The sequence below is a fragment of the Streptomyces sp. NPDC025273 genome (genome assembly GCF_040638585.1).
Lineage (GTDB): Bacteria > Actinomycetota > Actinomycetes > Streptomycetales > Streptomycetaceae > Streptomyces > Streptomyces cinereorectus.
In genome coordinates, this window is sequence record NZ_JBEZYP010000013.1 from 1 (window position 1) to 26,725 (window position 26,725).

The 26,725-nt window shown below is 72.7% G+C and carries 15 protein-coding genes; 8 read left to right on the top strand and 7 right to left on the bottom strand.

What is annotated here, in order from left to right; translation table 11 throughout:
- Together AB0F38_RS21230 and AB0F38_RS21235 are read right to left on the bottom strand one after the other, a co-directional pair.
- Positions 1-1,418 (bottom strand): condensation domain-containing protein (locus AB0F38_RS21230; protein WP_361895486.1); only part of this gene is annotated, 1,418 nt, incomplete at its 3' end.
- A gap of 64 nt (positions 1,419-1,482) precedes the next feature.
- The gene (locus AB0F38_RS21235) at positions 1,483-3,477 is read right to left on the bottom strand and encodes an AMP-binding protein (protein WP_361895489.1); all 1,995 of its coding nucleotides are present in this window, start codon (positions 3,475-3,477) and stop codon (positions 1,483-1,485) included.
- Positions 3,478-3,802: 325 nt separating this feature from the next.
- Between AB0F38_RS21235 and AB0F38_RS21240 the strand changes: the two genes are divergently transcribed.
- From AB0F38_RS21240 to AB0F38_RS21275, 8 genes are all read left to right on the top strand, one after another.
- Positions 3,803-4,576 (top strand): alpha/beta fold hydrolase, encoded by a 774-nt coding sequence (locus tag AB0F38_RS21240; protein WP_361895492.1) that lies wholly within the window; start codon positions 3,803-3,805, stop codon positions 4,574-4,576.
- The gene (locus tag AB0F38_RS21245; RefSeq protein ID WP_361895495.1) at positions 4,573-7,680 is read left to right on the top strand and encodes a condensation domain-containing protein; all 3,108 of its coding nucleotides are present in this window, start codon (positions 4,573-4,575) and stop codon (positions 7,678-7,680) included. The genes AB0F38_RS21240 and AB0F38_RS21245 overlap by 4 nt, the downstream gene beginning before the upstream one ends.
- 45 nt (positions 7,681-7,725) lie before the next feature.
- Positions 7,726-7,926, top strand: a complete 201-nt coding sequence (locus AB0F38_RS21250) for an MbtH family protein (protein ID WP_361895497.1) — start codon at positions 7,726-7,728, stop codon at positions 7,924-7,926.
- Between the two features lie 33 nt (positions 7,927-7,959).
- Entirely contained in the window at positions 7,960-12,411 is a 4,452-nt protein-coding gene (locus AB0F38_RS21255; RefSeq protein ID WP_361895499.1) for an amino acid adenylation domain-containing protein, read from the top strand.
- Between the two features lie 71 nt (positions 12,412-12,482).
- Positions 12,483-13,487 carry a guanitoxin biosynthesis L-enduracididine beta-hydroxylase GntD gene (gene gntD / locus AB0F38_RS21260; RefSeq protein ID WP_361895502.1) on the top strand — a complete coding sequence of 335 codons (1,005 nt, stop codon included), beginning with the start codon at positions 12,483-12,485 and terminating at the stop codon, positions 13,485-13,487.
- An 81-nt stretch (positions 13,488-13,568) separates the two neighbouring features.
- Positions 13,569-16,199 (top strand): amino acid adenylation domain-containing protein, encoded by a 2,631-nt coding sequence (locus AB0F38_RS21265; protein ID WP_361895505.1) that lies wholly within the window; start codon positions 13,569-13,571, stop codon positions 16,197-16,199.
- Positions 16,200-16,516: 317 nt separating this feature from the next.
- Entirely contained in the window at positions 16,517-18,373 is a 1,857-nt protein-coding gene (locus AB0F38_RS21270) for a BTAD domain-containing putative transcriptional regulator (RefSeq protein ID WP_361895509.1), read from the top strand.
- Positions 18,354-20,807: a M28 family peptidase gene (locus tag AB0F38_RS21275; RefSeq protein WP_361895511.1), complete on the top strand. Its 2,454-nt coding sequence runs from the start codon at positions 18,354-18,356 to the stop codon at positions 20,805-20,807. The genes AB0F38_RS21270 and AB0F38_RS21275 overlap by 20 nt, the downstream gene beginning before the upstream one ends.
- Positions 20,808-21,286: 479 nt before the next feature.
- On the opposite strand, the gene AB0F38_RS21280 is transcribed toward AB0F38_RS21275, so the two are convergent.
- The 5 genes from AB0F38_RS21280 to AB0F38_RS21300 form a co-directional block, all read right to left on the bottom strand.
- A complete protein-coding gene (locus AB0F38_RS21280; RefSeq protein WP_361895514.1) occupies positions 21,287-21,799 on the bottom strand; it encodes a hypothetical protein in 513 nt (170 codons plus the stop codon).
- 64 nt (positions 21,800-21,863) lie between these two features.
- On the bottom strand, positions 21,864-22,868 hold the full coding sequence (locus tag AB0F38_RS21285; protein WP_361895516.1) for a 3-oxoacyl-[acyl-carrier-protein] synthase III C-terminal domain-containing protein: 1,005 nt from the start codon (positions 22,866-22,868) through the stop codon (positions 21,864-21,866).
- 347 nt (positions 22,869-23,215) lie between these two features.
- A complete protein-coding gene (locus AB0F38_RS21290; RefSeq protein WP_361895519.1) occupies positions 23,216-25,375 on the bottom strand; it encodes a 2-oxo acid dehydrogenase subunit E2 in 2,160 nt (719 codons plus the stop codon).
- The gene (locus tag AB0F38_RS21295; protein WP_361895522.1) at positions 25,372-25,629 is read right to left on the bottom strand and encodes an acyl carrier protein; all 258 of its coding nucleotides are present in this window, start codon (positions 25,627-25,629) and stop codon (positions 25,372-25,374) included. Before AB0F38_RS21295 ends, AB0F38_RS21290 begins: the two co-directional genes overlap by 4 nt.
- Positions 25,617-26,633, bottom strand: a complete 1,017-nt coding sequence (locus AB0F38_RS21300; protein ID WP_361895524.1) for a thiamine pyrophosphate-dependent dehydrogenase E1 component subunit alpha — start codon at positions 26,631-26,633, stop codon at positions 25,617-25,619. Before AB0F38_RS21300 ends, AB0F38_RS21295 begins: the two co-directional genes overlap by 13 nt.
- Positions 26,634-26,725: the final 92 nt, after the last annotated feature.

Consider the following 26,725-nt stretch of genomic DNA (forward strand, 5'->3'; position numbering starts at 1 on the left):
TCCACCCGACCAGCCACCCTCCCCACCAACCGCCCACCCACCGACAACACACCCAACCGCTCCCGCTCCCCCACCGACCGCACATCCACCCCGGCCAACTCACCGTCCGGGTCCCCCACCAGTGCGGTGAGAGCGGAGAGGAAGCGGCCGGCGAGGAGGGCGGCGGTGTCGGCGGAATACAGGTCGGTGTCGTAGCCGAGGAAGCCGGTGACGCCGTCGTCGCCCTGCCAGAGGTACAGCTCGCAGTCGTTGCGGATGGTGGCGGGTGCCATCACCATCGGCCGGACGGGCAGGTCTCCCAGGCGGGCCTCGGGCGGTCGCGGCTGGAGCACGAAGAGCACGTCGAACAGGGCGGTGCCCCGTTGCCCGGCCTGTTCCGCCACGGTCTCGATGGGCACGTGGGCGCCGCTGTACGCGTCCAGGCAGGTGTCCCGGACCGTGTGGAGCACATCACGGACGGTACGGGCACCGGTGGTGTCGGTGCGCAGCGCGAGCATGGTCGCGAGGGGACCGATGGCGCCCGGCGCGCGGTGGCGTTCACGGGTCGCGACGGGTGATCCGACGGTGATGTCCGAGTGTCCGGCCGTCCTTGCGAGGGTCAGATGGAAGGCGGCGAGCAGCACCATGAAGGGCGTCATTCCGGTGCTGTCGGCCACGTCCTTCACCCGGCGCATCAGTTCGGCGTCCACGGTGACATCGACGTGGTCGGAGCGGAAGCGCCGGGTGCCCGGTCGGGGCCGGTCCGTGGGCAGCGAGAGCGGGCTGGCGTCGGCCAGGCGGTCCCGCCAGGCAGCGAGGTCGGCCGGGTCAGGGGTGGCGGGGACTGCGGGCAGCGGGGTGGCCGGGCCGAGGGGCCGGTCCGCGTACAGGGTGTCGAGTTCGGCGAGGAACACGCCGAGGGACCAGCCGTCGGCCACGATGTGGTGGGCGAGGAACTGGAGCCGGGCGGTGCCGTCGGCGAGGGTCCAGACGGCGACGCGCCACAGCGGGCCGGTCGCGAGGTCCATGGGGGCGGCTGCGCGGGCGTCCGCCTCGGCACGCGCCCGGGCGCGGCCGGCGTCGGGGCCGAGCTGGCCGAGGCCGGTGACGGTCAGGTCGGGTACGGCGTCGGCCTCTGGTGTGACGGCGCAGGCGGTACGGTCCCCGTGGGGGAAGGTGGTGCGCAGCACTGCGTGCCGACGGGCGAGGGTGCGCAGGGCGGTGGCGAGGCGGTCGGTGTCGAGGGGGCCGTCGATCTCGGCGTCGAAGCGGAGAATGTTGGCCGCGGTGCCCGGGTGGATCTCCTCGAACAGCCGCAGGCCCAGTTGGATGGGACTGACCTGGGGGACGACGGGTGCGGTGGTGTCCGGTGTGCGGGCACGCCAGCGGGCGAGGAGGTCGCGGCCGAGGTCGGCGGGTACCTGAAGGTTGTCTGACACAGGCGTCGTCCTCCGTGTTGTCACCGGACGTGGTCCTCCGCTTGGTTGCCGGGTGTGGGCGGCCTCATTCGTGGGCCATGAGGGTCCTGACGCGTTCCATTGCGTCGGCGTAGGGCACCTCGTGGTCGGCCCAGCGCTGGGCGAGGCGGGCGGTCAGCTCTCGGGGCGACTGGGCGCGGAGCACGTCCTCGACCCGTACCTGGAGGGTGAGGGCGTCCTCGGCCACGGCGGCGATCTCGGCGGCGCGCAGGGAGTCCCCGCCCATGGCGGCCAGGGTCTCGTCGGGTCCGCAGGAGGGGACCTGGCAGACGGCGGCGAAGATGGAGGAGAGGAAGAGGGTGAGGAGTCCCGCGTCCTCGGCCGTGGCGGTGACCGGTGTGGCGGTGACGGCGGTTCCCCTGAGGTCGCCCGCGAGGTGGCGGGTGCGGGCCAGGGAGTGCTGGACCTTTCCGCTGGTGGTGCGGGGGATGGTTCGGGGCGGGCAGAGGACCACGGTGTGGACGCGGACGCCGGTGGCGGTGAGGACGCGGGTGCGGATGTCGGCGGCGAGGGCCGCCGGGTCGTGGTCCTTGCCGGCGACCTCGATGGCGATGACGACTTCATCGTCGGGTCCGCCGAAGGCCGCGGCGGTGGGCCGTACGGCGGGGTTGTCCTCGGTCGCGGCGGAACACAGGTCGTGGGCGTGGTGGTTGACGCCGTTCTGGATGAGGACGTCCTTACGGCGGCCGGTGACGGTGAGGTGTCCGGCGCGCAGCCGGCCGAGGTCGCCGGTGCGCAGATGACGGGTGCCGTCGAGGACGCCGAAGAGTTCGCTGTCGGGGGTGCCGGTGCTGTTCCAGTACCCGTTGCTGATGCTGGGGCCGCTGATCCAGATCTCGCCTTCGTCGCCTTCGGGGACGGGTGTGCCGGTGGCGGGGTCGACCAGGGCGAGGAGGTGTCCGTCGACGACGGGGCCGCAGTCGACGCGGCCGTCCTCGTCCACGCCGCGGTCCGGCCCGGTCCAGTGGTGTCCGGTGACGATGAGGGTGGCCTCGGCCAGGCCGTAGCAGGGCAGGAACGCCTCGGGGCGGAAGCCGTGGGCGGCGAAGCGGTCGGCGAACCGGTGGAGGGTCGCGGGACGGATGGGTTCGGCGCCGTTGAAGGCGAGCCGCCAGGTGCTCAGGTCGAGTCCGGTGAGGTCGGCGGTGGCTGCGCGCCGGTCGCACAGGTCGTAGGCGAAATTCGGTCCGCCGGTGTGGGTGATGCCGAGTTCGCTGATCTGCCGTAGCCAGGCGAGCGGATTCTTGAGGAAATGTACGGGGGACATCAATCTGACCGGAAATGCCCCGTGGACGGGTGTGAGGATGAATCCGATGAGCCCCATGTCGTGATAGGGCGGCAGCCAGGACACGACCCGGGCGGTTTCATCGAGTTGGAACACCTCGGTGATCGCCCTGATGTTGGCGAGAAGATTCCGGTGTTCCAGGACGACGCCTTTCGGCTGTCCCGTACTGCCCGAGGTGTACTGGATGAGAGCGGGGTCCTCGGGTGCGGCGGCGGTGCGCAGGAGGTCGGCCAGGACGTCCGGGTCTGGATTCCCGTCCGCGTTCTCCTTTGCGGTTGCGTCGCCGTTATCGCCGTCGGCGTCGTCGAGGGTGAGGACGCGTGGCATGTCCTCGGGGCTCATGCCGGCGGTGAACAGTCCGAGCACCGCCGGGTCGGCCAGCAGGGTGCCGGCCCGGGAGTCCTCGAGCATCCGGGTGAAGCGGGCCGCGATGCGGTCGGTGGAGCCGAAGATCGGCGGATAGGCGGGAACGGCGGGCACCCCGGCGAGGAAGCAGGCCCAGACGGCGACGACGAAGTCCAGGCCGGGCGGGTAAAGCAGCAGTACGGGCCCGTTGCCCCTGGTGTCGGCGCGCAGCAGCGGCGCCACCCTGGTGGCTCGTACCAGCAGTTCGCGGTAAGTGAGGCTGTCCACTCGCCCGTCGTCGTGCAGGTACTCGTAGGCCGTCTGATCGCCGCGGGTGGCGGCGTGCGCGACGAGGGTGTGCACGAGTGTGGGGCGAGCGGGGCTCGGCATCGGCGGACTCCATTCCCTCGGCCGCGGGCGGCCCGGTGTCGGATCGGCGGATCAGGAGAGTGTGGGGCTCGGTGACGGGACGGCATGACGGCGACACACTTCGGCGCCGACGCAATTAAAAGGGCGCTGTCTCTCACTCGGCTCTCACTTCCTTATCGCTCGCCTCTCAGTCAGGCATGGGGTCATTGAGTGCCCTCCGAGGGAACTGGTAGGGATTAGATCGGTGGGATTGGATTTCGCATCGCGGTCCGGTCGGAGATTCCGATCCGGTGCCGGTCCACCACATTCTCGCGTTCTGCGTTCGCCATCTCCGATGGAGGTAGAGGTGCGCCCGACCCGACTGAGTTCCCGTTGGTTCCGATCCTTCGGCGACGTCACCGATCCGGTCAGCGAGGTGGTGTGCTTTCCGCATGCCGGGGGCAGCGCCGCGATGTTCCAGAACTGGCACCGGTACACCTCGGCGCTGAAGATCACCGCGGTGCAGTTGCCCGGCCGGGAGGTACGCCTCGGGGAGCGCCCGTTCCTGGAGATGACCGCGCTCGTGGACGCGCTGGCACCGGCGCTCAGCCCGCTGACCGGGCGGCCGTACGCGTTCTACGGGCACAGCATGGGCGCGCTGGTCGCCTTCGAGGTGCTGCGGCGGTTCACGGAGCTGGAACTGCCCCTGCCCACGGCGTTGTTCGTGTCCGGCCGGGACGCCCCGCAGTACGGGGACCAGGAGCAGGTCCACCATCTGCCGGACGCGGAGCTGCTGGAGCGGCTGCGGGCCTGGGAGGGGATGGAGCCGCAGGACCTCTCCACGTACGAGGAGCTGGTCACGCTGATGCTGCCCACCATCCGGGCCGATCTGACCCTGGCGGAGACCTACGGGTACGTGCCCGGGCCGCCGCTGCCGGTGCCGGTGCGGGTGCTGCGCGGCAGGCGGGACCCGCTGGTGCGGGACGGGGACGCGGGCTGGGCCCGGCAGACCTCGGCGGACTGCTCGGTGCACGAGTTCGACGGAGGTCATTTCTTCGTGCAGGACCACGAGAGGAGCGTCGTGACCCACATCGGGGCGGCGCTCGGCGTATCGGCCGCGAGGGAGGCGGGAACCCAGTGAGCAGTTCCTCGTACGCCGGGGGTGTCGGCAGCGGCGAGTCCCGCGACTACAGCGACTACTTCGTGCTGCCGGCCGCGCCGGCGCAGCGCAGTCTGTGGTTCGTCTGCCAGTTGAACCCGTCGAGCAACGCCGCGTACAACGTGGTGAGCGCGGTGCGGCTGACCGGTGAGCTGGACGTCGTACTGCTCCAGCAGGCGGTGAACGCGGTGGTGGCGCGGCACGAGAGCCTGCGCACCGGGGTCGGCCTGGTCGACGGCGATCCGCACCAGTTGGTGCTGCCGGAGGCGCTGGTGTCGCTGCCGGTGGTCGACTGCGCGGGCCTGCCACCCGGGGCGGCCGAGGCCCGGGTGCAGACGCTGGCCCGGGAACAGGCGGCGGTGCCGTTCGCGCTGGACGCGCCTCCGCTGCTGCGGCTGGTCCTGGTGCGGGAGGCACCGGACCGGCACACCCTCATCGTGACGATCCATCACCTCGTTTGCGACAGCTGGTCCATGGACGTGTTCTACGGGGATCTCGCCGACGCCTACCGCGGGTTGCGGGAGCACGGCGAGGCCGGTCTCGGTGAGCCGGCGGTGCAGTACGCCGATTATGTCGGCTGGCTCGATGAGCAGTTGGCCGGGGAGCGGATGGAGCGGATGATCGCCCACTGGCAGGCGGCGCTGTCCGGTACGGCGCCGCTGGAGCTGCCGGTCGACCGTCCCCGGGAGCTGGGTCGCGGCGGGGACGGCGGCCGGGTGGAGGCGCGCCTGGACGGTGTGACGACGGCAGCACTGGAGGAGCTGGCCAAGCGGTCCGGCGGGACGCTGTTCATGGTGCTGCTCACCGGTTTCATGGCGACGCTGGCCCGGGTGACGGGCCAGGAGGACGTGGTGGTGGGCACGCCGGTGGCGGGCCGGCACCATCCGGATGCGGAGCGGCTGGTCGGGTTCTTCGCGAACACCCTTGTGCTGCGGGCCCGGTTGCCCCTGCTCGGCGGGTTCGGGACGGCGGCCGAGGTGGTGCGGGACGCCTGTCTCAGCGCCTTCTCGCACGACCGGATGCCGTTCGACCGGCTGGTGCAGGAGATGCGGCAGACCCGCGCGCTGGAGCGCAATCCTCTCTTCGACGTGATGTTCTCCATGCCGAACACCCCGGCGGCGGAGGTGCGGTTGCCCGGTCTGACCATGGCGCCGGTGGAACTGACCCGTACGGCGGCCAAGTTCGACCTGTGGCTGACGGTGCTGCCGGACGGGGACGGGCTGCGGCTGCAGCTGGACTACGACCGGGGTCTGTACGACGAGGCGACAGCGGCCCGGATCGTGGAGCTCCACCGGCTGGTGCTGGCGGACGCGCTGCGGGACCCGGCGGTCCCGGTGGGGGCGCTGCCCCTGGCCGCGGACCCGGCCCCGGCCAGGACCGCGGGCGGGCAGGACCCGGCAGGGGTCCCGGCGAGGGTGACGGTGGCGGAACTGCTCGCGGAGCGCGGCGCGGACAGCATGGTGCTGTCGTCGGCGGACGCCGTGCTGACGCTGGGCGAGTTGCGTGAGTGGGCGGCGGATCTGGCCGGTCGGCTGCGCGCCGAGGGCATCGCCGGGCCGGACGTACGGGTGACCACTCCCCCGGTGCCGTCGGCGGCGCTGGTGGCCGTGCTGCTGGCGGTGTTCGAGGTCGGCGCGGTGCCCGCGTACGGGCAGCGGCACGACCGGGCAGGTGCCTTTGTCCGGCGGGCCGAGCAGGAGGACGGCGGCTGGCTGATCACCACCGGGCCGCGGTTCGACCCGGTGGAGGACACCGCGGCGTCCGGTCCGGATGCGCCGGCCTGGTCGGCGCAGGACACGGACCCGGAGGGCGCCGGGGCGGCTCTTTCGCACGGGGCGCTGGCCGCCGCGCTGGCGGCTGTCGCGGACCGGCTGGGGGTGACCCCGGAGGACGACGTGCTGCTGCTGGACGGCGGCGCCCCGCCGTCCCTGGTGGATCTGCTGATGCCCTTGGCCCACGCCCGCAGTCTGATGCTGTCGGGGGTGCAACTGGCTCCGGCCGGGCCGCCCGGCGCGTTCGTCCTGGCCGATCCGCCGACCTGGCGCCGGGTGCTGACCGAGGGCTGGGAGCCCCCGCCGGGGGCACGGCTGGTGTGTGTCGGTGAGGTGCTGGCGCCCGATCTGGTGGACATGCTGGCGCGGACCGGCCGCACGGTGTTCCTGGGCCGCCCCGGCCCCGGGGCGACGGCGGCGCCGGCCGCGCTCGCCCCGCTGGACGAGGGACGGGGTCGGCGGCTGGGACCGGCGCCCGCCGGGGTGGTGCGGAGTGCGCTGGATGTTCTGGGCAGGCCCGTGTCCGCCGGTCTGGTCGGCGAGTTGTCCGTCGCCGACGGGACGGGCGCCGCCGTACCGGTGGGGCTGCGGTGCCGCCTGGCCCGGGACGGGGCCCTGGATGTGGTCGGGCCCGGTGAGGGCCGGCTGTTCGCCGGGGACCGCGCCGTGCCGGCGGCGGCCGTCGAGAGGGTGCTCACCGGGTTCCCGGGGGTGGCGGCCTCGGCGGTGACCACCGATCTCGGGCAGAGCCGTCTGGTCGCCTGGCTGGTGCCGGACGGCACCGTCGCGGCCGGCACCGAGGCGGAACGTGAGGCGTTCGCCGCCGACGTCCGGGGCCGGGCCCGGTCCGCGCTGCCCGGCTACCGGGTCCCGGCGGTCTTCGGGGTCCTGGACGAACTGCCCCTGTGTCCCGGCGGCGGGCCCGACCGGGGTGCGCTGCCGGAGCCGCCTGCGCAGGCGCCGCGCGACCCGGTGGCACAGGTGCCGCCCCGCAACGGGGTGGAGCGCCGGGTGCTGTCCATCTTCCAGGACGTGCTCGGGCTGTCGGTGGTCGGTGTGCACGCCGACTTCTTCGGGCTCGGCGGGCACTCCCTGCTCGCCGCGAAGATGCTGAGTCGCGTCCGGGCCGAGTTCGGTCTCCAGGTGCCGGTGCGCGACTTCTTCCGTCTGCCGACACCGGCCGGGCTGGCCGCGGCCATCGAGGAACTCGAACGGGCCCGCGACCGCAGACCGACCGCCGACGAGGCGCTGCTCGCCCAGCTCGCCGGGATGTCCGACGACGAGATCGACCAGCTCCTTCGCCATCTGAACTGACCGGATCATCCGGACCGGTCATCCGACACACCACGAGGAGCCCACATGGGTATCGACGACGCCGACACCGTCTTCCAGGTCGTCATCAACGAGCAGGACCAGTACTCGATCTGGTTCGCCGACCGGGCGGTGCCCGCGGGCTGGGCCGCCGAAGGCCCGGCCGGCACGAAGCAGGAGTGCCTCAAGCACATCGAGCGGGTGTGGACCGACATGCGTCCTCGTTCGGTCCGCGAACGCTCCGCCTGACCGCATCCGACAGCTAGGACGGGAGTCCACCGAATGAGCGGGCAGCACGAGATCAGTTCCCTGACGTCCGAGGAGAAGCGCGCGCTCCTGGCGGGCCTCCTGGACGCTTCCACGAACGTCACCAGCAACCTGACCCTGGAACAGCGCCGACTGTGGCTGCTGATCCAACTGGACGAGAAGCGGCCCTGGCAGACCAGCACCGCGGTGCGGCTGACCGGCCGGACCGACGCGGCCGTACTCCAGCAGGCGCTGTCGACGGCCGTGCAGCGCCACGAGGTACTGCGTACGACCTTCCGCACGGTGGACGGCCATCCGCTGGCCACCGTCAGGCCGGTGGCGTCGCTGCGGCTGCCGGTGGTCCAGGTGGACCCGGAGCGGCTCGACGCCGAATTGGCCCGGATAGCGGCCTCCGAGACCCGCCGCCGGTTCGATCTGGCGCAGGGCCCGCTGGTGCGGGCGAGTCTGCTGCGGCTCGGCGAGGAGGACCATGTCCTGCTGCTGACGATCCATCAGCTCGTGGCCGACCGGCGCTCCGTGAGGCTGTTCACCGACGAGGTGCTCACCGGGTACGCGAACCTGCTCGGCGAGAGCGGGCAGGCCGCCGCCCTCGCCACCGAGCCGCAGGCGCTGGCCGCCGCCCAGCGCGCCTGGCTGACCAGCGACGACGCCGAGAAGGACATCGAGTACTGGCGGGCCCGTACGACGGGTCTGAGCACCCTGGAGCTGCCCACCGACCGGCCCCGGCCGCCGGTGAAGACCATCGGCGCCGACGTGGTGACGGTGCCGGTGCCGCGGGAGCTGCAAGCCAGGCTCGACGCGTTCACGTCCGGCACGGGTCAGCGGCTGTCCCGGCTGCTGCTCGCCGGCTACACCGCGGTGCTGTCCCGGCACGCCCAGCAGCAGGCGTTCGCGGTCGGTGTCCCCGTACCGCCGTCGTGGCAGGACGGTGCCGGGGACCTGGTCGGCCCGCTGGAGAACACCCTGCCGGTGCGCTTCGACCTGGAGGCCGGCGAGTCCCTGAACAGACTGCTGCGGCGGACCGACTCGGCCCTGGACGAAGCCCTGGAGCACGCCCGGCTGCCGTTCGAGCAGATCGTGGAGGCGGCGCACCCTCCACGCGACCTCAGCCACACCCCGCTCTTCCAGGTCCTGTTCGGCTTCGAGGAGGAGTGGAGCAGCCGGGAGCTGCCGGGAGCCATTGCCCGGCCGCTCAACCTGCCGGTGACCTGGACCCCGCACGACATCGACCTGTACGCGGTCCGCCGTGACGGGGAGTTGTCGCTGCGTGCCCACTACAACACCTCGCTGTTCGACCGGGCGACCACCGAACAGCTGCTGGAGCGGATGCTGTTGCTCCTGGACTCCGCGCTCGCGGACCCGGACCGCCCGCTGTCCGACCTGTCGCTGCTGTCCGGCCCGGACCGGGAGCGGCTGGCCGCGTGGAACGCCACGGCGACCGAGCACACCGGGCCCCGGCTGCTGCACGAGCTGGTCGGGGAGGCCGCGGCGGCCCATCCGGACGCGCTGGCGCTGACGTCGAGCTCGGCGGAGCTGACGTACGCCTCCATGGATCTGCGGGCCGAGGCGCTGGCCGCGCGGCTCACCGAACTCGGCGCGGGCCCGGAGTCCCTGGTCGGTGTGCTGGCCGACCGGTCGGTGCACACCATGGTCGCGCTGCTCGGTGTGCTGAAGTCGGGCGGCGCGTACGTGCCGCTGGACCCGTCGTACCCGGCGGACCGTATCGCGTCGATCGCCGAGGAAGCCGGGATCAGGGTGCTCGTCGGCAGCCGGGGCACACTGGAGGGGCTCGACGGCAAGGCTCCGGGCCTGGAGCGGGTGGCGGTGCCGACCGCCGACCCGGACGCTCCGGTGGCCCGGCCCGCCGTGGAGGTCACACCGGACAACCTGGCGTATGTCATCTACACCTCGGGTTCCACCGGCCGCCCGAAGGGTGTGGCCGTGGAGCACCGGCAGATCACGCACTCCACGCTGGCCCGTTCGGTCATCGAGGGGCCGGGGCTGCCCGAGCGCTACCTGGTGCTGGCCCCGTTCACGTTCGACGCCTCGGGCGGCGGTCTGTACTGGACGCTGCGGCGCGGCGGCACCGTCGTCGTGCCCTCCGAGGCGGAGGTGCTGGACCCGCGGCTGCTCGGTGAGCTGATCCGGGCGAAGGACGTCACCCATGTCGACGGGGTGCCTTCGCAGTACTCGGTGCTGCTGGAGGCCGAGTCGGAGCCGTTCCCCTCGGTGCGCACGACCGTGCTGGCCGGTGAGGTGCTGCCGCCCGGCCTGGTCGAGGCGCACCAGCGGCGCTCCCCCGGCGTGGCGCTGTTCAACGAGTACGGTCCGACCGAGGCGACCGTCTGGGCGTCGGTGCACCCGGTGACCGCCGAGGACGCCGGGGCCGGCCGGGTGCCGATCGGCCGCCCGATCCCCAACACCCGGCTGCATCTGCTGGACAAGCGGCTCAGCCCGGTGCCGCCCGGTGTGCCCGGTGAGCTGTACATCGGCGGCGGCGGTGTGGTCCGCGGTTACGTCAAGCGGCCGGGGATGACGGCGGGCAGCTTCCTGCCCGACCCGTTCTCCGAGGAGCCCGGCGCCCGGCTGTACCGGACCGGGGACCTCGCCCGCTACCGGCAGGACGGCAGCATCGAGTTCCTGGGCCGGGCCGACACCCAGGTCAAGATCCGTGGATTCCGGATCGAGCTGACCGAGATCGAGAACGTCCTGCTGCGCCACCCGCTGGTCGCCGAGACCTCGGTGATCGCGCGGGAGGACCAGCCGGGCGTGCCGCGTCTGGTGGCGTACGTGGTCCCCGTCGTCGGCCGGGTGCTGACCAAGGAGACCCTGGTCAAGCACGTACTGGCGCAGGTGCCGGACTACATGGTGCCGAGCGCGTTCGTGACGCTGGAGCGGATGCCGCTCACCCCGAACGGCAAGATCGACACCGCCGCGCTGCCCGCCCCGGACCTCGGTATCGAGGACTTCGTGGAGCCGGGAACGCAGCTGGAGGCGGAGATCGCGGAGACGTTCTGCTCGCTGCTGGGCGTCGCCAAGGTCAGCGCGATGGCCGACTTCTTCGAACTCGGCGGGAACTCGCTGCTGGTGGCGCGGCTCACCGCGCAGCTCTCCCGGACGCACGACGTGACCCTGCCGGTGGAGCAGATCTTCCGGGTGCCCACGGTGGCCGGCGTCGCCGCGGCGATCGAGGAGGACCGGCGGCAGCGGGACAACGTGGACAGCGAGGTCCTGTACGCGCAGCAGATCAAGGAGCTGCACGCGGAGATCAGGCTGCCCGAGGAGATCACGCCCGGGGACCTGCCGCACTCGGAGTGGTTCAACCCGCGCCATGTGCTGGTCACGGGCGCGACCGGCTATCTGGGCGCGTTCCTGGCGGTGGAGCTGATCCTGCGCACCGACGCGCTCGTGCACTGCCTGGTCCGGGCGGAGAACGAGGAGGCGGCGTGGGAGCGCATGGAGGCAACGCTCCGCAAGTACCACGCGTGGGACGAGTCCTACCGGTCCCGGATGCGGATGGTGGTCGGTGACCTGGCCAAGCCGAGGTTCGGTCTGAGCCCGGACGAGTTCGCCGCGGCCGCGGCCGAGCTGGACGTGATCTACCACAGCGGCGCGGTGGTCAACTTCACCTACCCGTACGAGGCGGCCCGCCCGGCCAACGTCGAGGGCACCAAGGAGGTGCTGCGGCTCGCCACGACCAGGACGCTCAAGTCGGTCCACTTCGTGTCCAGTGTGGACGTGTTCATGGGCACCGGGGCGGAACGGCCGTTCACCGAGGAGGACCTGGACAGCCGTCCGATCCGGATCCCCACCGGCTACCCGCGCAGCAAGTGGCTGGCCGAGAAGATCGTGTACCTGGCCCGTGACCGGGGCATCCCGGTGACCGTGCAGCGCCCGTGGATGATCACCGGCCACACCCAGACCGGCGCCTCGCACCACACCGACTACCTGTACGTGTATCTGCGGGGCTTCCTCGACCTCGGGGTGCTGCCGCTCTACAACGACGTCATCAACGCGGTGCCGGTGGACTTCACGGCGCAGGCCATCGTCTACACCTCACTCAGGGAGGAGAACTTCGGGAAGAACTTCAACATCACGAACCCGGCGCCCACCACGATGACGCAGTGCTACCAGTGGCTGCGGTCGTTCGGCTACGACCTCAACGTCATCGACGAGGAGGACGCCCGTCAGCGGGCGCTGGGCGTCGGCGAGGACCATGTCCTGTTCCCGATGACCCCGCTGCTGAGGGTCGCCTCGATGCGGCACGCCGCGCTCGACCCGGAACTGCAGAAGCAGATCAACCCGCAGGACGAGTGCCGGGTGCTGACCGAGGCCCTCGAAGGGTCGGGCATCAGTTGCCCGCCGGTGGCCGAGGACTGGGCGCACGCCTGCTTCCGGTTCCTGGTCGACGGCGGCTACCTGCCCGCGCCCGAGGACGTCGTCGTACCTCAGGACTCCGTCAACTGATCGTCAGGACAAGGAGGACTCGTGAAGACACGAGGCTACTCCCGTACGGATCAACCGGGAGATGAGCGCCGATGATCCGTTACGTGGACCTGGACGCGGCCGAAGGAGCCGCGCTGGACGAGCTGACCCGCTCGGTCCTGCGGGACCACGGGGCGAGCAGCGCCCCTGCCCTGCTGGACGACCTGTCGGTGGTCGCCCACCGGCTGCCGCCGCGCCTGATCCGGGAGTTGCGGCGGTTCCGGACCGCCGAGGAGGCGTCCTGCCTGGTCGTGCGCGGCCTTCCGGTGGACGACAGCCGGCTGGGGCCGACTCCGCTGGACTGGAGGGAGCCGCCCAGGGAGCCGGAGTCGGAGGTGCACGAGGTGTTCCTGATGCTGGCGACGGCGCACCTCGGTGACATCTTCGGCTGGTCGACGCTCCAGGACGGGCGGCTGGTGCACGACGTGCTGCCGGTCCCGTCACACGAGAACGATCAGAGCGGTCACGGCACGGTGGAGCTGGCCTGGCACACGGAGGACGGTTTCCACCCGTACCGCTGCGACTATCTGCTCCTGCTGGGGCTGCGGAACCACGACGCGGTGCCCACGGGCGTGGCCGGGGTGGACGAGGTGGTGCTGTCCGACGAGCATCGGGAGGTGCTGAGCCGGCCCCGGTTCCTGATCCGGCCGGACACCGAGCACCTCAGGCACGCCCGGACGCTCACCGCGAACCGGGGAAGCCTGCACGCGGTGCAGCGGATGCAGGAGGAACCGGAGCCGTGCGCGGTGCTGTTCGGGCATCCGGACCGGCCGTACCTGCGGATCGATCCCTCGTTCATGTCGCCGCTGCCGGGTGATCCGGAGGCGTCGGCGGCGCTGGACGCGCTGACCGGGGAGCTGCAACGGAACCTGACCGGGATCCCGTTGAGCCCCGGTGACCTGATGGTGATCGACAACTACCGGGCGGTGCACGGCAGAGGCGCGTTCAAGGCCCGGTTCGACGGAACGGACCGCTGGCTGAAGAAGGCGGTCGTCACCCGGGACCTGCGCAAGTCGCGGGCCCACCGGGAATCTCCGGCGGAGCGCGTTCTGCTCTGACGGGCGTGTGAGCGCACAGAGGCGACCGGGCGGTCCCGTCCGGTCGCCTCACCACGACTGCACATCAGGAGGAAACGAACCATGTCCCCGTCCGTGCCCGTGCCCCTGTCCGTACGTACGCCCGCTTCGGCGGCCGGTCCGGTGGATGTTCCTCCGGCCGGACCGGCCGGTGTCCCGGCGGGTGGCCGCGCCGGGCTCACCACCGGCTGCTGGGTGGTCGACGGCCTGCCGGATCCGGGGGCGCTGCGGGCGCGGGTCACGGAAGGTGACCGGGAGGTTCCGCTCACCGTGCACGACCTGGGGAGCGGTGGAACGGACCGTGCGGAGTGGGGCGAGCTGGTCCGTGAGGAGACGGCCGCCGCCGAGGCGGAGCCGGGCCCCGCCCGGGTGCTGCTGGCCCGGCTCGGCGAGGAACGGTTCCTCCTGGTGGTGGTCACCGGGGATGCGCTGGCCCCGGCGGCGGTGATGCGGTGGCTGCTGACGGAGGACGCCCCGTTCCCGGCGGCCGGTGACGGACCTGAGGTGCCGTCACCGGCCGTCGCCGGGGCGGGGAATGATCAGGCCGAGGGCGCGGTGCCGGGGCTGTCCGGTCTGCCGGGCGGCGGTGACCGGGCCTCCGGTTACGCACGGACGGTACGGGTCCCGGCCGGGCCGGCCGCCGCACGGCTGCGCTCCGCCGGGGTGCCCGTCGAGGCGTCGCTGGCCACGGCCCTGGCGGTTCTGCTGGTCCGCTGCGGCGGCTCGCCCGGTACGGGGCTGGTCGTGGCGTCGGACGTGCCCGTGGCGGTCACCCCGCGGGTGGCCGAGAGCGCGTCCGGGGCGGTCGCGCTGCGGGCCGTCGGGACGGCGGTCGCCTCCGGTGTCCGGGTGCACCCGGGGTTCCACGCGGCGCTCGCGGTGGCCCCCTGCGGAGAACCGGAGCCGGAACGGGTCGGCGCGTACACCGCGCTGGCGGTCCGGCTGCCGGACGCGGTCGCCCACCACGGAATGCTGGTGCTGCTGGAGGACGACCTGCTGCGGATGGACCACGACACCGGCCTGTACGAGGAGGGCGCCGTCGCCACGTTCGCGTTGCGGCTGCTCGCCGTCCTGGACGGGCTGCTCGACGACCGGCCGGTGCACGGGATCGTCGGCGCCGGGGCGTCGGAGCGGACCGCGCTCGCCGACTGGTCGCACGGTGCCGAGGCGGCCTTTCCCGCCGTCTGCCTGCACACGCTGGTCGAGGAACACGCCGCGCGGACCCCGGACGCGTCGGCCGTGCTGTGCGGGCAGACCGAACTGACCTACGGACAACTGGACGAGGACGCCAACCGGGTGGCCCGCCGGCTCCGCGCGGCCGGGGTCGGCCCAGGAGGGCTCGTGGCGCTGCTGACCGAACGCGCCGCCTGGTCGGTGACCGCGATGCTGGGCACCCTGAAGGCCGGTGCCGCCTACGTCCCGATCGAGCCGACGTATCCGCCCGAGCGCATCCGGCACATCCTTGCCGACTCGGGCGCCGCGGCACTGCTCGTCCGCCGGGAGCCGGAGTTCCCGGTGCCGGTGCCGGTGCTGACGGCCGGGGAGGCGGCCGGGCTGCCCGGCACCCCGCTCGGTGTGCCGGTCACCCCCGACGACCTCGCGTACGTCATCTACACCTCCGGTTCCACCGGAACGCCCAAGGGCATCGGCGTGCACCACCGGGCGATCGTGGCGTCCACGGCGGCCCGCTCGGTGGCCGGTCCACCGCCCGGCCGGGACCTGGTGCTGCCACCGCTGTGCTTCGACGGGGCGGCGGGCGGCATGTTCTGGGCGCTGACCTCCGGCGGCACGGTGGTGCTGCCCACCGAGAACGAGGCGCACGACCCGATGGCGCTGCGGAAACTGCTGGAGTCCACGGCCGTCACCCATGTCCACGCCGTGCCCTCGCACTACCGGATCGTGCTCCAGGTCGCGGACCGGGAGGTGCTCGGCCGGTTCTCGATGGTGGCCGTGGGCGGCGAGCCGCTGAGCCCGGAGATCGTCACCGAGCATCTGCGGCTGTGCCCGCAGGCGCCGCTGTTCAACGACTACGGGCCGACCGAGTGCGCGGTGTGGGCCACCACGCACCGCTGCGGTCCGGCGGAGGCGGCCGGCGCGGGCATCCCGATCGGGCGTCCGGTGCCCGGGTACCGGGCGTACGTGCTGGACGGCGGACTGCGGCCGGTCCCGCCCGGGGTGCCGGGCGAGATCCATCTCGGCGGACCGGGGGTGGCCCGCGGCTACCACGGGCGGGCGGCGCTGACGGCCGAGCGGTTCCTGCCCGATCCGTATCAGCCCGGCGGGCGGCTCTACCGGACGGGAGACCGCGGGCTGTGGGGGCGGGACGGCCGGCTGCGTATCCTCGGCCGGGCGGACCACCAGGTGAAGGTGCGCGGCTTCCGGATCGAGCTGGGTGAGGTCGAGGCGGCGGTACGCAGACATCCGGCCGTCAGCGACTGCGCGGTGCTGCTGCGGCAGGACGACCCGGTGGAACGGCTTGTCGCTTTCGTGGTGCTGGGATCCGGGGCGACCGTCCCGGAGTTACAGCGGAAAATAGCCGAATCGGTCCCGGAGCAGATGCGCCCCGATCACATCACCGTGCTGCCGGAACTCCCGAGAACACCAGGAGGAAAGGTGGACGCACTGGCTCTTCGTACGATGTCGGTTTCAGGCCAGGCGGGCATAGTCGGCCGTCGATCGGAACACCGCCGATAGCCACATCCGGTACACCACCCCATTCAAGCCACTCCGCATTTTCCACAATGCATTGAACCCTCGCACCGGAAAGTTCTGGCTAAGAAAGCCCCATGACAGCCCCCAACCTGGGTATAGACATGACAAGTGATGCTCTGTAGCGTTCTTCACCGGCCCCGAATAACCACGACACCTGGAGGATGATCTTGCAGATCCGCAATGGATATTCATCTCTCAATACAGGTCGTTCACAAGAGGGGCTCGACGACAATGGTCGCGACATTTTCTTTCGCATCCTCGGACCCTTACAGGCAATCATCCACGGCAAACCGATTCGCGTGGGTCGAAATCGCCAACTGACTGTTCTGGCAGCCTTATTGCTTCATGCGAACCGCATCGTCCCGATTAATTCGCTCATCGACGCCGTATGGCGTTCCGCGCCGCCCGCCACGGCGGACAAGCAGATCCAGACCTGTGTGTGGCGGCTACGGAACGCCTTCGCCGCGGCCGGTGCTCCGGTCGATCTCATCGAGACCGAACAGGGCGGCTATCGCATACGGCTCGACGAGGAGGATCTCGACGCCCACGCGTTCGAGAAAGCGGTGCGCCGGGCCCGGGAGTTGGTGGCAGCCGGCGAACTGGAGACCGCGACCGCCGAATACCAGCGGGCACTCTCCTTCTACCGGGGGCAACCGCTCGCCGACATCTCCGGACCGCTGACCTACGCGGTGGCCGCGCACTGGGAGGAACGCCGCTTCTCGGTCCTGGAGGAATGGCTCGACGTGGGCCTGACCCTCGGCCGCCACGCGGAACTCATCAGCGAACTGAAGCCGTTGGTCGCTGAATATCCGATGCGTGAGCGGCTGTGCGCACAGTTGATGACCGCTCTGCATCAGTCCCAGCGCCGTGCGGAAGCCCTGACCGTCTACCGCAACAGCCGTCTGGCCCAGATCAAGAACCTCGGACTGGAGCCGAGCGCGGGGCTTCAGGAACTGCACCAGAAGATCCTGTCCGGCGACCCGATCGCCCCGCCCCCCGCCGCCGTGGCGCACCAGCCCTGGCCATCCGCCAAGGTGCCCGCTCAATTGCCGCCCCGGACGAAGGACTTCACCGGCCGACGCGACCTGCTCCAGCGCATCACCTCGGACCTGCGCGCGGGCGGCGGGCCGCGCGTGGTGGCGCTGGCGGGATGCGGGGGCACCGGCAAGACCGCCCTCGCGATCCACGCGGGTCTCGCCCTCCAGCAGCACTTCCCGGACGGCCAGCTCTACGCCGACCTGCGCGGGCAGACCGACCCCGCTCCCCCGCAGGAGGTGCTGAACGGATTCCTCGACGCGTTCGGGGTCCCCGAACAGCGCATTCCCCCGGGTCTCGCCGCCCGCGCCGCGCTGTTCCGCAGCATCACCGCCAGCAAACGACTGCTGATCGTCCTGGACGACGTGGCCGAGTCCACCCGCTACGAGGCCCTGCTCCCCAGCGGCGAGAGCGCGGTCCTGTGCACCGGCCGGGCCAGCCTGCTGAAGATCCCCGGCCTGACCGAGTACCGCGTCGACGGGCTGCCCTCCGACGAGGCACTGGACCTGCTCGCCTCCCTGGTGGGCGTGGAACGGCTCTTCGCCGAGGTCGACAGCGCCCGGCGGATCGCCCAGCTCTGCGGACATCTGCCGCTCGCCATCCGGGCCGCCGGAGCGCGGCTGCGGGCCCGCCCGCACTGCACCCTGCGCAGCTTCACCGAGCGTCTGGCGACGCGGCAGGACCGGATCGCCGAACTCTCCATCGGCTGCCTGGACATGGGGGCGCGGCTCACCTCGACCCTGGAGCAGCTGTCACCGGCCGCCTACCGGTTATGGCTCCGGCTCAGTCTGTGCGATCTGGATTTCGTCCCCGAGTGGATGGCCTCCGCCGTCTCCGACCGGCCCGGCGAGGACACCCAGCGGCTGCTGGACACCCTGGTCAATCTGCATCTGCTGGCGGTCGCCCCGGGCGAGGCGCCGGGCGGCCCCACCTACTCGTTCAACCCGCTGGTGCGCGACCACGCCCGGCAGCGCGCCGCGGCGGAACTCGGCGCCGTTGCCGGCCAGGACGTGGTGGACCGCATCGCGCTCGCCCTGTGCGGGCGGCAGAGCGCCGCCGGGGTGTCCGGCGGACACCGGTCGAACGAGGAGTGCACGGTCTATGGCACTCAGACGGTATGACAGCCGCGCGGGTGGCTCCCGGCCCGAGGACCGCGACCGGTCCGCCCCGGCCGGCCTGAGGGATCCCCGCCCCGGCACGGGGGCACGCGACAGCCCCGGCGACCACCACACCGACCGGTCCGGGCCACGGGGAACGGCCCGGGCCACCGGCGGGCGCTGGGTCTTCCCGGCGGCCGTCGCCGTGTTCGCCGCGCTCTGTCTCTCCCTGGTCGCCTGGAACAGCAGGATGCCCGCCGCCCGAGGGCTGGACGCGCCCGCCGACACCTTCTCTGCGGCCCGTGCCACCGCACACGTACGGGAGATCGCCACCTCCCCCCGGCCCAGCGGCTCCGCCGCACACACACGCGCCCGGGAGTACATCGTCCGCACCCTCACCGCGCTGGGCATCGACACCCGGGTGCACACGGGGGCGGCCGCGTCCCACCGCCCGGACCTCTCCCCCACCGGCGCCGACTCCCGCTACGCCGACCTGCGGCTGGAGAACGTGGTCGCCCGTGTACCCGGCACCGCGAACACGCGGCCGGTGGCGCTGGTCACCCACTACGACTCCACCGAGGCCGGGCCCGGCGCCAACGACGCCGGGGTCCCGGTGTCGGTGCTGCTGGAGACAGCCCGAGCGCTGCGGGAGGGACCGCCCCCGCGCAACGACGTCCTGTTCGTGTTCACCGACGCGGAGGAGAGCGGGCTGCTCGGCGCGCAGGCCCTGGTGAACGAGCCGGGGGTACTGGCGCCCGACACGGTGGTCCTGAACTTCGAAGCAAGGGGGAGCAGGGGGCCCAGCCTGATGTTCGAGGCGGGACCGGACACCGGCTGGCTGGTGAGCACCCTCGCCGGGACGGTGCCGGGCGCACGGACCGACTCGCTGCTCGACGCCGCGTACGGCTACATGCCCAACCTCACCGACTTCACGGTGTTCCAGGAGGCCGGGCACCAGGGCCTGAACCTGGCCTACCTCGACGGCTACACCCACTACCACGGGACGGGTGACACCCCGGACCGAGTGGACCCGGCCACCGTCCAGCACCAAGGGGCACAGGCCCTCGGCCTGGCCCGCGCGCTGGCCTCGGCCGACCTGGCGCGCACCCCCGCCGGGGACTCCGCGTACTTCCAGGCGGCCGGATGGTTCGTCTCCTACCCGCTGGGCGCGGCGCTGCCCGCCGCGCTGGCGACGGCCGGGCTCGGCCTGGCGCTGCTGCTGCGGCTGCGGGCGCGAGGCGCACTCGCCGTGGGTGGCGTCCTCCGGGGATTCGCCGTCGCCCTCGGGCAGTTGGTGCTCGCCGCCGGGGCAGCGTTCGCCCTGGCGCCGCTGGCCGCGTCGGGGCACACCGAGTTCGCCCACTACTACGACATCGGCGGGCACGGTCCGGCCCTCGCCGGGTTCCTGGTGCTCACCCTGGCTGTCGGCAGCGCGCTGGCTCTGTTCGCCCGGCGGTGGGCCGGCACCGGGGCGCAGGTGGCGGGGGCCGCGCTGCTGTGGATCCTGCTGTCCGTCGGGTCGGCGGTGATGCTGCCCGGCGGCAGCCATGTGTTCGTCTGGCCGACGCTGGGGCTGCTCACCGCCGCAGGTGTACTCACCTCGCGGGCCGGGACGACGGTACGGGGCCGGGTGCTGGCCGCCGCTCTGGGCACGGTCCCGGCCGCCCTGTTGGTGTTCCCGCTGGTGCCGCTGCTCACGAACGCGCTGGGCCTGGGCCTCGTAGCCGCGCCGGTGGCCGTGGCGGCGCTGCTCACGGCTCTGCTGCCGGGGGTGCTGCCGGTCCTGCCACGGCTGTTGCCGGTGACCGCCGCCGTGGTGGCGACGGCCGTGCTGGCGGGCACCGCGCTGCTGCCCCGGGAGCGCGAGAACCCGGTGCGGGCCGACCTCCTGTACCTGTGGGACGCGGACCGGCGTACGGCCCACTGGATCAGCGGGGCCCCGTCGGACGACTGGAGCGACGACTTCCTGCCCGCCGACGCCGAGCGCGGCTCGGTGGCGGATCTCTGGCCGGGCTGGCGGGTGCCGGTACGGCGGGGCCCCGCCGAGGCGTTCCCGCTGCCCGGCCCCCGGGTCACCACGACGGTGGTCGGGGACTCGGCGGACGGCGGACGGCGGGTCCGGCTGACGGCGGCCTCCAGGCGGGGCGCCGACGAACTGGTGGTCCTCGTCAGCGGGGCGGCCGTCCGCGGCTGGTCCGTGTCCGGGGTGCCCGGAGAGTTCGCCGACGACCCGGCCGGGGACGCCGCATGGGAGCTGTGGATCCGTCAGGTGCCGGCGCGGGGAGCGGAGCTGGAGCTGGAGCTGGGGGCGGGGCCGGCGACGGTCCGGGTCATCGACCGCACCCAGGGCCTGCCGGGGCCGGCGGCCGACGGACCGGACGGCACGCGGCCGCCCGCGCTCGGGGTCGCTTCCCTCGGGGAGGCGTCCCTGGCCGCGACCACGCGAACACTGGAGTGAGGAACGAGGTCCTCCGTAGGTCCCCGGTGTCCCGCCCGGTGCGCGGACCACCAGGCACTCCCTGCCCGACGCTCCGGGCCGGGGGACCGCTCCCCGCGTGGCCGGAGCCGACCGGGTGCGCCCCGTACCGGAGGCCGGTCTCCGTCGGCGCGGTCCACGGTCGGTCCCGCGCGTCACGGTGCGGTGCACCGCAACGGCGGCATCGGCCGGCGGGCATGGCCGTGCGCACGCACCCGTGTGCCGAAGCCCGGAAGGTGGTCGGGCTCCGGCACCGGGCCGTTCGACCGCACCGTGCGGCAGTGGGGGGCCGGCCCCGGCGGCCGGTGCGTGTCGTCGTGCGGCGGAGGGTCGTGCCCGTGACCGGCCTCACCCTGACGACGTCCGACGGGCACGCAAGACCCTCCCGTGCCCGTCGGGGCCAGGAGAAGGAGACGCCGCGACCGGGGGTGGCGCCGAAGGCACCATCCCCGGAGGCCGGGTCAGCCGGACGCGGAGGCCGGGGCCTGCGCGGCAAGCCCGTCGGCCACCTTCGCCGTCGCCTTCTTCAGTGAGGTGCACACCTGCGGGGTCATCGCCGTGGTCCGGCCGAGCCGCAGTTCCAGGGTGTTCTTCTCCCCCGAGTCCAGGAAGATCTTGCAGACACCGTTCAGCGAACCCATCAGCATCACCGCGTCGTGGTCGCCGAAGCGCATCGTGCTCCGTTTGCCCTGTCCGGTGGCCGCCGTTTCCAGCGGCCGGTCCCGCATGGTCACGGTGAGGGTGCCGAACTCGTGGCTGTGGGCGGTGCAGCCCTCCCCGGACATCTGACTCACCGAGGGCTCTCCGAGGCCGAACTCGACGGACACCGGCCGGAGCAGCTTGCAGGCGGGGGTGTCGGCCGCATCGGAGGACTGCACGGCCGTGTCGGGGTCGGTCCCGCAGGACACCAGCCCCAGGCCGGCGCAGACCAGCGCGGCGGCCATCCATGCACGCCGGGCGGGATGACGACTCATAGCGTGTTACTCCGATCTGTTCGGTGGCGGGAGGGGACTCCCCTGACAGGGCCTGGTCAGGTGTTCAGCACTGGAGGACCGCGCACGCCCAGTGCATGCCCCGGCCGTTGGCCGCGAGGGCCACGAGGTCCCCGGGCGACAGTTCCCCGGCCTCGTGCATCCGGGCCAGGGAGAACAGGTGGTCAGCGGCGCCGAAGTGCCCGTACCGGGAGGCCAGTCGGGCATTGGTGCGCTCCAGCGGCACCCCGACCAGTCCCGCCTGCGCCGCCAGGACCCGGGCGTTGTCGTTGAGCAGCAGCAGCCGGGCCAGGTCCTCCTCGGCGCATCCGGCCTGACGGCAGGCCCGGTGCACGGCGCGCGCGGTGCGGTCGTCGATCTCCTCGGCGTAGGCGGCCAGCCGCTCGGCGTCGTGCTCGAAGTGCTCGACGACGTCCCAGGAGTCCCGTACGGCGGGTGTCTCGGTGCCGGGCACGAAGGGCTGCCGGGCGCCCCCGACGTCCATCCGGAAGAAGTCGGCGTACCGGCCGTCGGTCTCCGCGTACGAGGACCGCCAGCGCAGGGTGGGCGCGTCGCGTACGGCGAGGGCGGCGGCGGCCCCGTCGGAGAACAGCAGCGAGTGGGTGTCCAGCCGGTTCCAGTACGCCTCGACGGTCCGGTTGGCGCCGACGACCAGCGCCGTGCCGTAGCCGGGATGGGTGGCGAAGCGTCCCGCGACGGTGTCGAACGCGGTGACCCCGCCCACACAGCCCTGGTCGACGAGCACCGCCTCGGCGCGGCTCAGGCCGAGTTCCCACTGGACCCGGGCCGCCGCGTCCCAGTACAGATGGTCCGCGAGGTCGGTCAGGGCGAGCACGAGCAGGTCCACCTCGCGCGGGTTCACCGACGCCAGCGCCCGCCGCCCCGCCTCGACGGCGAGATCGGTGACGCTGGTGCCGGGCGCGGCCCGGTGGATGTAGTCGTAGCCGTACCCGAGGACGCGTTCCACGTCCTCGGTGTAGTCGGCCACCACGTCCTTGACGGCGGTCTCCTCGCCGAGGGCCATGCCGAAGGCGGTCAACCCGTACGCCACGAGAACTCCTCACTGAGATGCTCCTGCGGCCGTCGAGCCGCTGGAGTCGGACTGGTCCGGGGACTTGGTTCGATTGCTGTGCCGGTCAGGGCGCGGCAGACCTCGCGGGCGGCGGATCGCTTGAGGCAGCGCAGTGGGTGCGGCCGTGGGCGGCCGGGAAGTCCTGGCGGGCGAGGTGCCGGACCCGGCTCGATCACCGCGGCGGGGTGCGTCAGGCCGCCGGTGGTCCACGGGCCGTCGTGCGTGGTGACGCCCGGCGGTCCGGCGCGTCCCGGAAGGACGGTCGAGACGTCAGTCAGTCGGAGGGCCAGGCCCTCCCGCGGCGTCACCACGTCACATCCTCACTGTCAGCCGATGAGTTTGACGAGCTGTTCCGAGTCGTTGAGGGCGTCCGCGACGGCGCGCAGGAAGGCGACCGCGTCCCGGCCGTTGACCACCCGGTGGTCGTAGGCGAGTCCGAGGGTGACCACGGTGGCGGGGGCGGGCACCCCGTCCGTGAGCACGAGCCGGGTGAGCGGGCCGCCCACCGAGACCATGCAGAGCTGCGGCCACATGACGATCGGCTGGACCAGCAGGACGCCGGGCTCCGTGTTCAGCGACACGCTCAGGGAGCCGCCGGACAGCTCACCCGCGGTGAACTCGGCGCGGAACGCCTTCATCCGGAAGTCCATCAGGTCGTCGGAGATGTCGGCGAGGGAACGGGCGGCACAGTCCCGCAGCACGGGAATGTAGAGGCCGTTCCCGGCATCCACGGTGACGCCGATGTCCACGGTGTCGGCGAGTCGCACGGTCCGTTCGTCCAGCAGGGTGCCGAACAGGTGCGGGAACGCGGGGTGTGCGGCGGCCACCGCCTTCACCACCGCCTCCGGCAGTCCGACCTCGGCACCGGTCTCCTCGGACAGGGTCCGCAGCCTGGCCAGCACCGCGTCCACCGTGACCTCGACCGCGGCGAAGGCGGCGGGCACCTCCCGGTGGGCACGGGTGACCACGGCGGCAGTCCCCTGCTGGGACCGGTCGAGCACATGGGTGCGGGCAGCGGGGCCCGGCTCCTCGGAGGGAGCGGGTACGGGTGCGGCAACGCGCCTCTCGGGCGCGGTGGGCGCCGAGGTGCCGGGCGATGGGGCGGCGGGCGGCTCGGCGAGGAGTTCGGCGAGGAGTTCCCCGACACCGGCCTCGGTGCCCTCGGCGGCGCGCACCCGCAGATACCCGGCGGCCGGGGCGGCGATCTCCTCGACCGCCTTGGAGGTCTCCACCTCGACCAGCGGGTCTCCCTCGTCGATGTGCGCGCCGTCGTCGGCGAGCCACCGGAGGACGAGGTAGGCGGTGTCGTTGTTGTTGAGTTTGGGTACGGCCACCGGCACCCCGGCCACGGGCCCGGCACTCTCCGGTCCGGCGGCCTCCGGTTCAAAGGTCTGCGGCTCACCGGCCCTCGTTGCGACGGTCTCCGGCCCGGCGGCGGCCACGTGCGGTGCGGCAGGCGCGCGGGGCGGCAGGGACCGGGCCGCTGCGGCCTCGATCTCCTCGGCGATCCGGTCCGCGCCGAGCAGCACACCCGCCTCCAGGTGCGGCGCGGTCGGCACCACCGAGTCGGCCGAGGACAACAGCAGGACGGGCGCGCGCAGTTCCGCCCAGATCCTCGTGTGCACCCGGGCGGCGATCTCGGCACCCCAGGTACCGCCCTCGGTGCTCTCCTCCGCCACGGCGACCAGCCGGGCACCCGCCAGCAGCGGCAGCACCGGCTCCAGATCGGGCGGGTAGAGCCGGGCCGGGACCAGGACGTGCGTGGTGAGCCCCCGGGCGCGCAGCAGCCGCGCGGCGTCGAGGGCCCGGTGCGCGGTGCCGCCCGGACAGACCAGCACCACGTCGGCGGAGGTGCCGTCCACGGGGGAGACGTGCGCCCAGCCGGTCGGCCCGCCCAGCAGCGCGTACCCGTGGTGCTCGTCCACCACCCCTTCGCGGAACATCCGCCGGGTGTAGAGGACCTTGTCCTCGAAGAGCATCGCGGGCCCCCGGTCGAGGCACTCGGCGAGTTGGGCGTACGGGTCGTGGAAGGGACTCGTCTCGTACAGCGCCAGGTTGGGCACGCCGAGGAAGTGCTTCTGGAGGCTCTGGCTGTGGGTGGGGCCGTATCCGCGGTTGCCGCCCACGGGGCAGCGCACCACGACCGGCATAGGCACCCGGTCGCCGTACATGGTCACCGATTTGGAGATCAGGTTGAGCACCTGGTCGAAGGCGAGCGCGGCGAAGTCGCCGAACATCATCTCCACGATCGCCTGGTCGCCCGCGAGCGCGAGACCGCCCGCCACGCCGGTGATGCCCGCCTCGCTGATCGGGGTGCCGAACACCCGGTCCGGGTGGCGGGTGGACAGACCGCGGGTCACCTTGAACGCGCCGCCGTACGGGTCGAGCACGTCCTCGCCGAGCAGATGCAGCGAGGGCCGTTCCTCGAACAGCCGGTGCAGGGCCGCGTTGAGCGTCTCCACCACACGGGGTGCGGGCCGGGTCACGGCGTCCCCCGCTTCGCGGTCAGCACCGCGCGCAGGGCGCCGACGCTCCGGCAGCCGCGCACCTCACGGGCGGTGAGCCGGACGCCGTAGGTCCGTTCGACACGGGAGACGATCTGGACGTGCCGCAGGCTGGTCCAGGCCGCCGTGGTGGCGGGCCCGGTCTCCTCCGTCACCTCGGCGGCGGGCGTCCGGAGCACATCGGCCACGAGGTCGGTCAGCCCGCTCAGGTCGGTCGGCTCGGTCAGTTCGGCCATCGGTCCTCCATCCTCGGGTCCGGGAGACCGGACCCCGTCCAGGCGGCGGGCGGCCGTGCCTCCACCTCGCGGGCCAGTTCTTCCAGGTCGGCGCGGACGCGCGCGTCAAGCTCCCGGAACGGCGCGCCCAGCCGTTCGGTCAGCTCCCGGTGCCAGTCGCCGGCCCGGAGCCGTTCCACCTCCGCCGGGTCGCGGGTGTCGTCGCCCTTGCTGTGGGGACCCAGCCGGTGGGTGGTGAACTGCACGACCGCCGGGCGGTGTTCCTCGCGGACCCGGCGCACCACGGGGGTGAGCCGCTCCCGGATCTCCGGAACGTGGTGGCCGGTGATCTCCACGAAGTCGATGCCGAAGGCGGCGGCCCGGTCGGCGATCGAACCGGCCATCTGGAGACGCGTCGGGGTGGACTGGGCGACCCCGTTGTGTTCGACGACCACCAGGACCGGCACCCGCCACAGAGCGGCCATGTTGAGTGCCTCGTAGACCGCTCCCTCGCCCCAGGTTCCGTCGCCGACGAACGCGGCGGCGATCCGGCCGGACCCCGTGCGCTTGCAGCGCAGTCCGATGCCCACGGCGAGCGGCAGGCTCTGGCCCTGCACCCCGGTGGAGAGATAGCCGTCGCGGCGTATGTGCTGGCTGCCGCCGACGCCCGAACACACCGCGCCGGCCCGGCCCATGATCTCCGCGAGCAGTCCGGCGGGGTCCCGGAACAGGGCGAGGTAGTGGCCGTGGCCCCGGTGGTTGCTGAGTACGTGGTCGCCGGCCAGCAGCGGGGCCAGGGAGACCGGCACGTACTCCTGTCCCAGACAGGTGTGCGTGGTGCCGTTGAGCCTGCCCTCGGCGAACATCCGCAGCAGCAGGTTCTCGAAGTGGCGGATACCCAGCAGGGATTCCAGGTCCTCGCGCCCGGGGACGGCCGGCGGCTCCGCGACGGACAGGGCGGCCGGTGGGTGCGCAGTGGCCGGGGCGGCCGGTGTACGGCGTGGTTCCGGCGGACGCGCGGTCATGGCGGGACTCCCCCTGCGGGCTGGACTGCATGGACACCACCTGATCGGTCGCCACGCTAGGACTCCCCGTTCTCAACCTGGTGCTCGATCCG

Bases quoted from the DNA above. Each gene is read 5' to 3' on its own strand.
- AB0F38_RS21235 (WP_361895489.1), bottom strand. From the start codon at position 3,477: ATGCCGAGCCCCGCTCGCCCCACACTCGTGCACACCCTCGTCGCGCAC.
- AB0F38_RS21250 (WP_361895497.1), top strand. From the start codon at position 7,726: ATGGGTATCGACGACGCCGACACCGTCTTCCAGGTCGTCATCAACGAG.
- AB0F38_RS21255 (WP_361895499.1), top strand. From the start codon at position 7,960: ATGAGCGGGCAGCACGAGATCAGTTCCCTGACGTCCGAGGAGAAGCGC.
- gntD (WP_361895502.1), top strand. From the start codon at position 12,483: ATGATCCGTTACGTGGACCTGGACGCGGCCGAAGGAGCCGCGCTGGAC.
- AB0F38_RS21265 (WP_361895505.1), top strand. From the start codon at position 13,569: ATGTCCCCGTCCGTGCCCGTGCCCCTGTCCGTACGTACGCCCGCTTCG.
- AB0F38_RS21275 (WP_361895511.1), top strand. From the start codon at position 18,354: ATGGCACTCAGACGGTATGACAGCCGCGCGGGTGGCTCCCGGCCCGAG.
- AB0F38_RS21280 (WP_361895514.1), bottom strand. From the start codon at position 21,799: ATGAGTCGTCATCCCGCCCGGCGTGCATGGATGGCCGCCGCGCTGGTC.
- AB0F38_RS21295 (WP_361895522.1), bottom strand. From the start codon at position 25,629: ATGGCCGAACTGACCGAGCCGACCGACCTGAGCGGGCTGACCGACCTC.
- AB0F38_RS21300 (WP_361895524.1), bottom strand. From the start codon at position 26,633: ATGACCGCGCGTCCGCCGGAACCACGCCGTACACCGGCCGCCCCGGCC.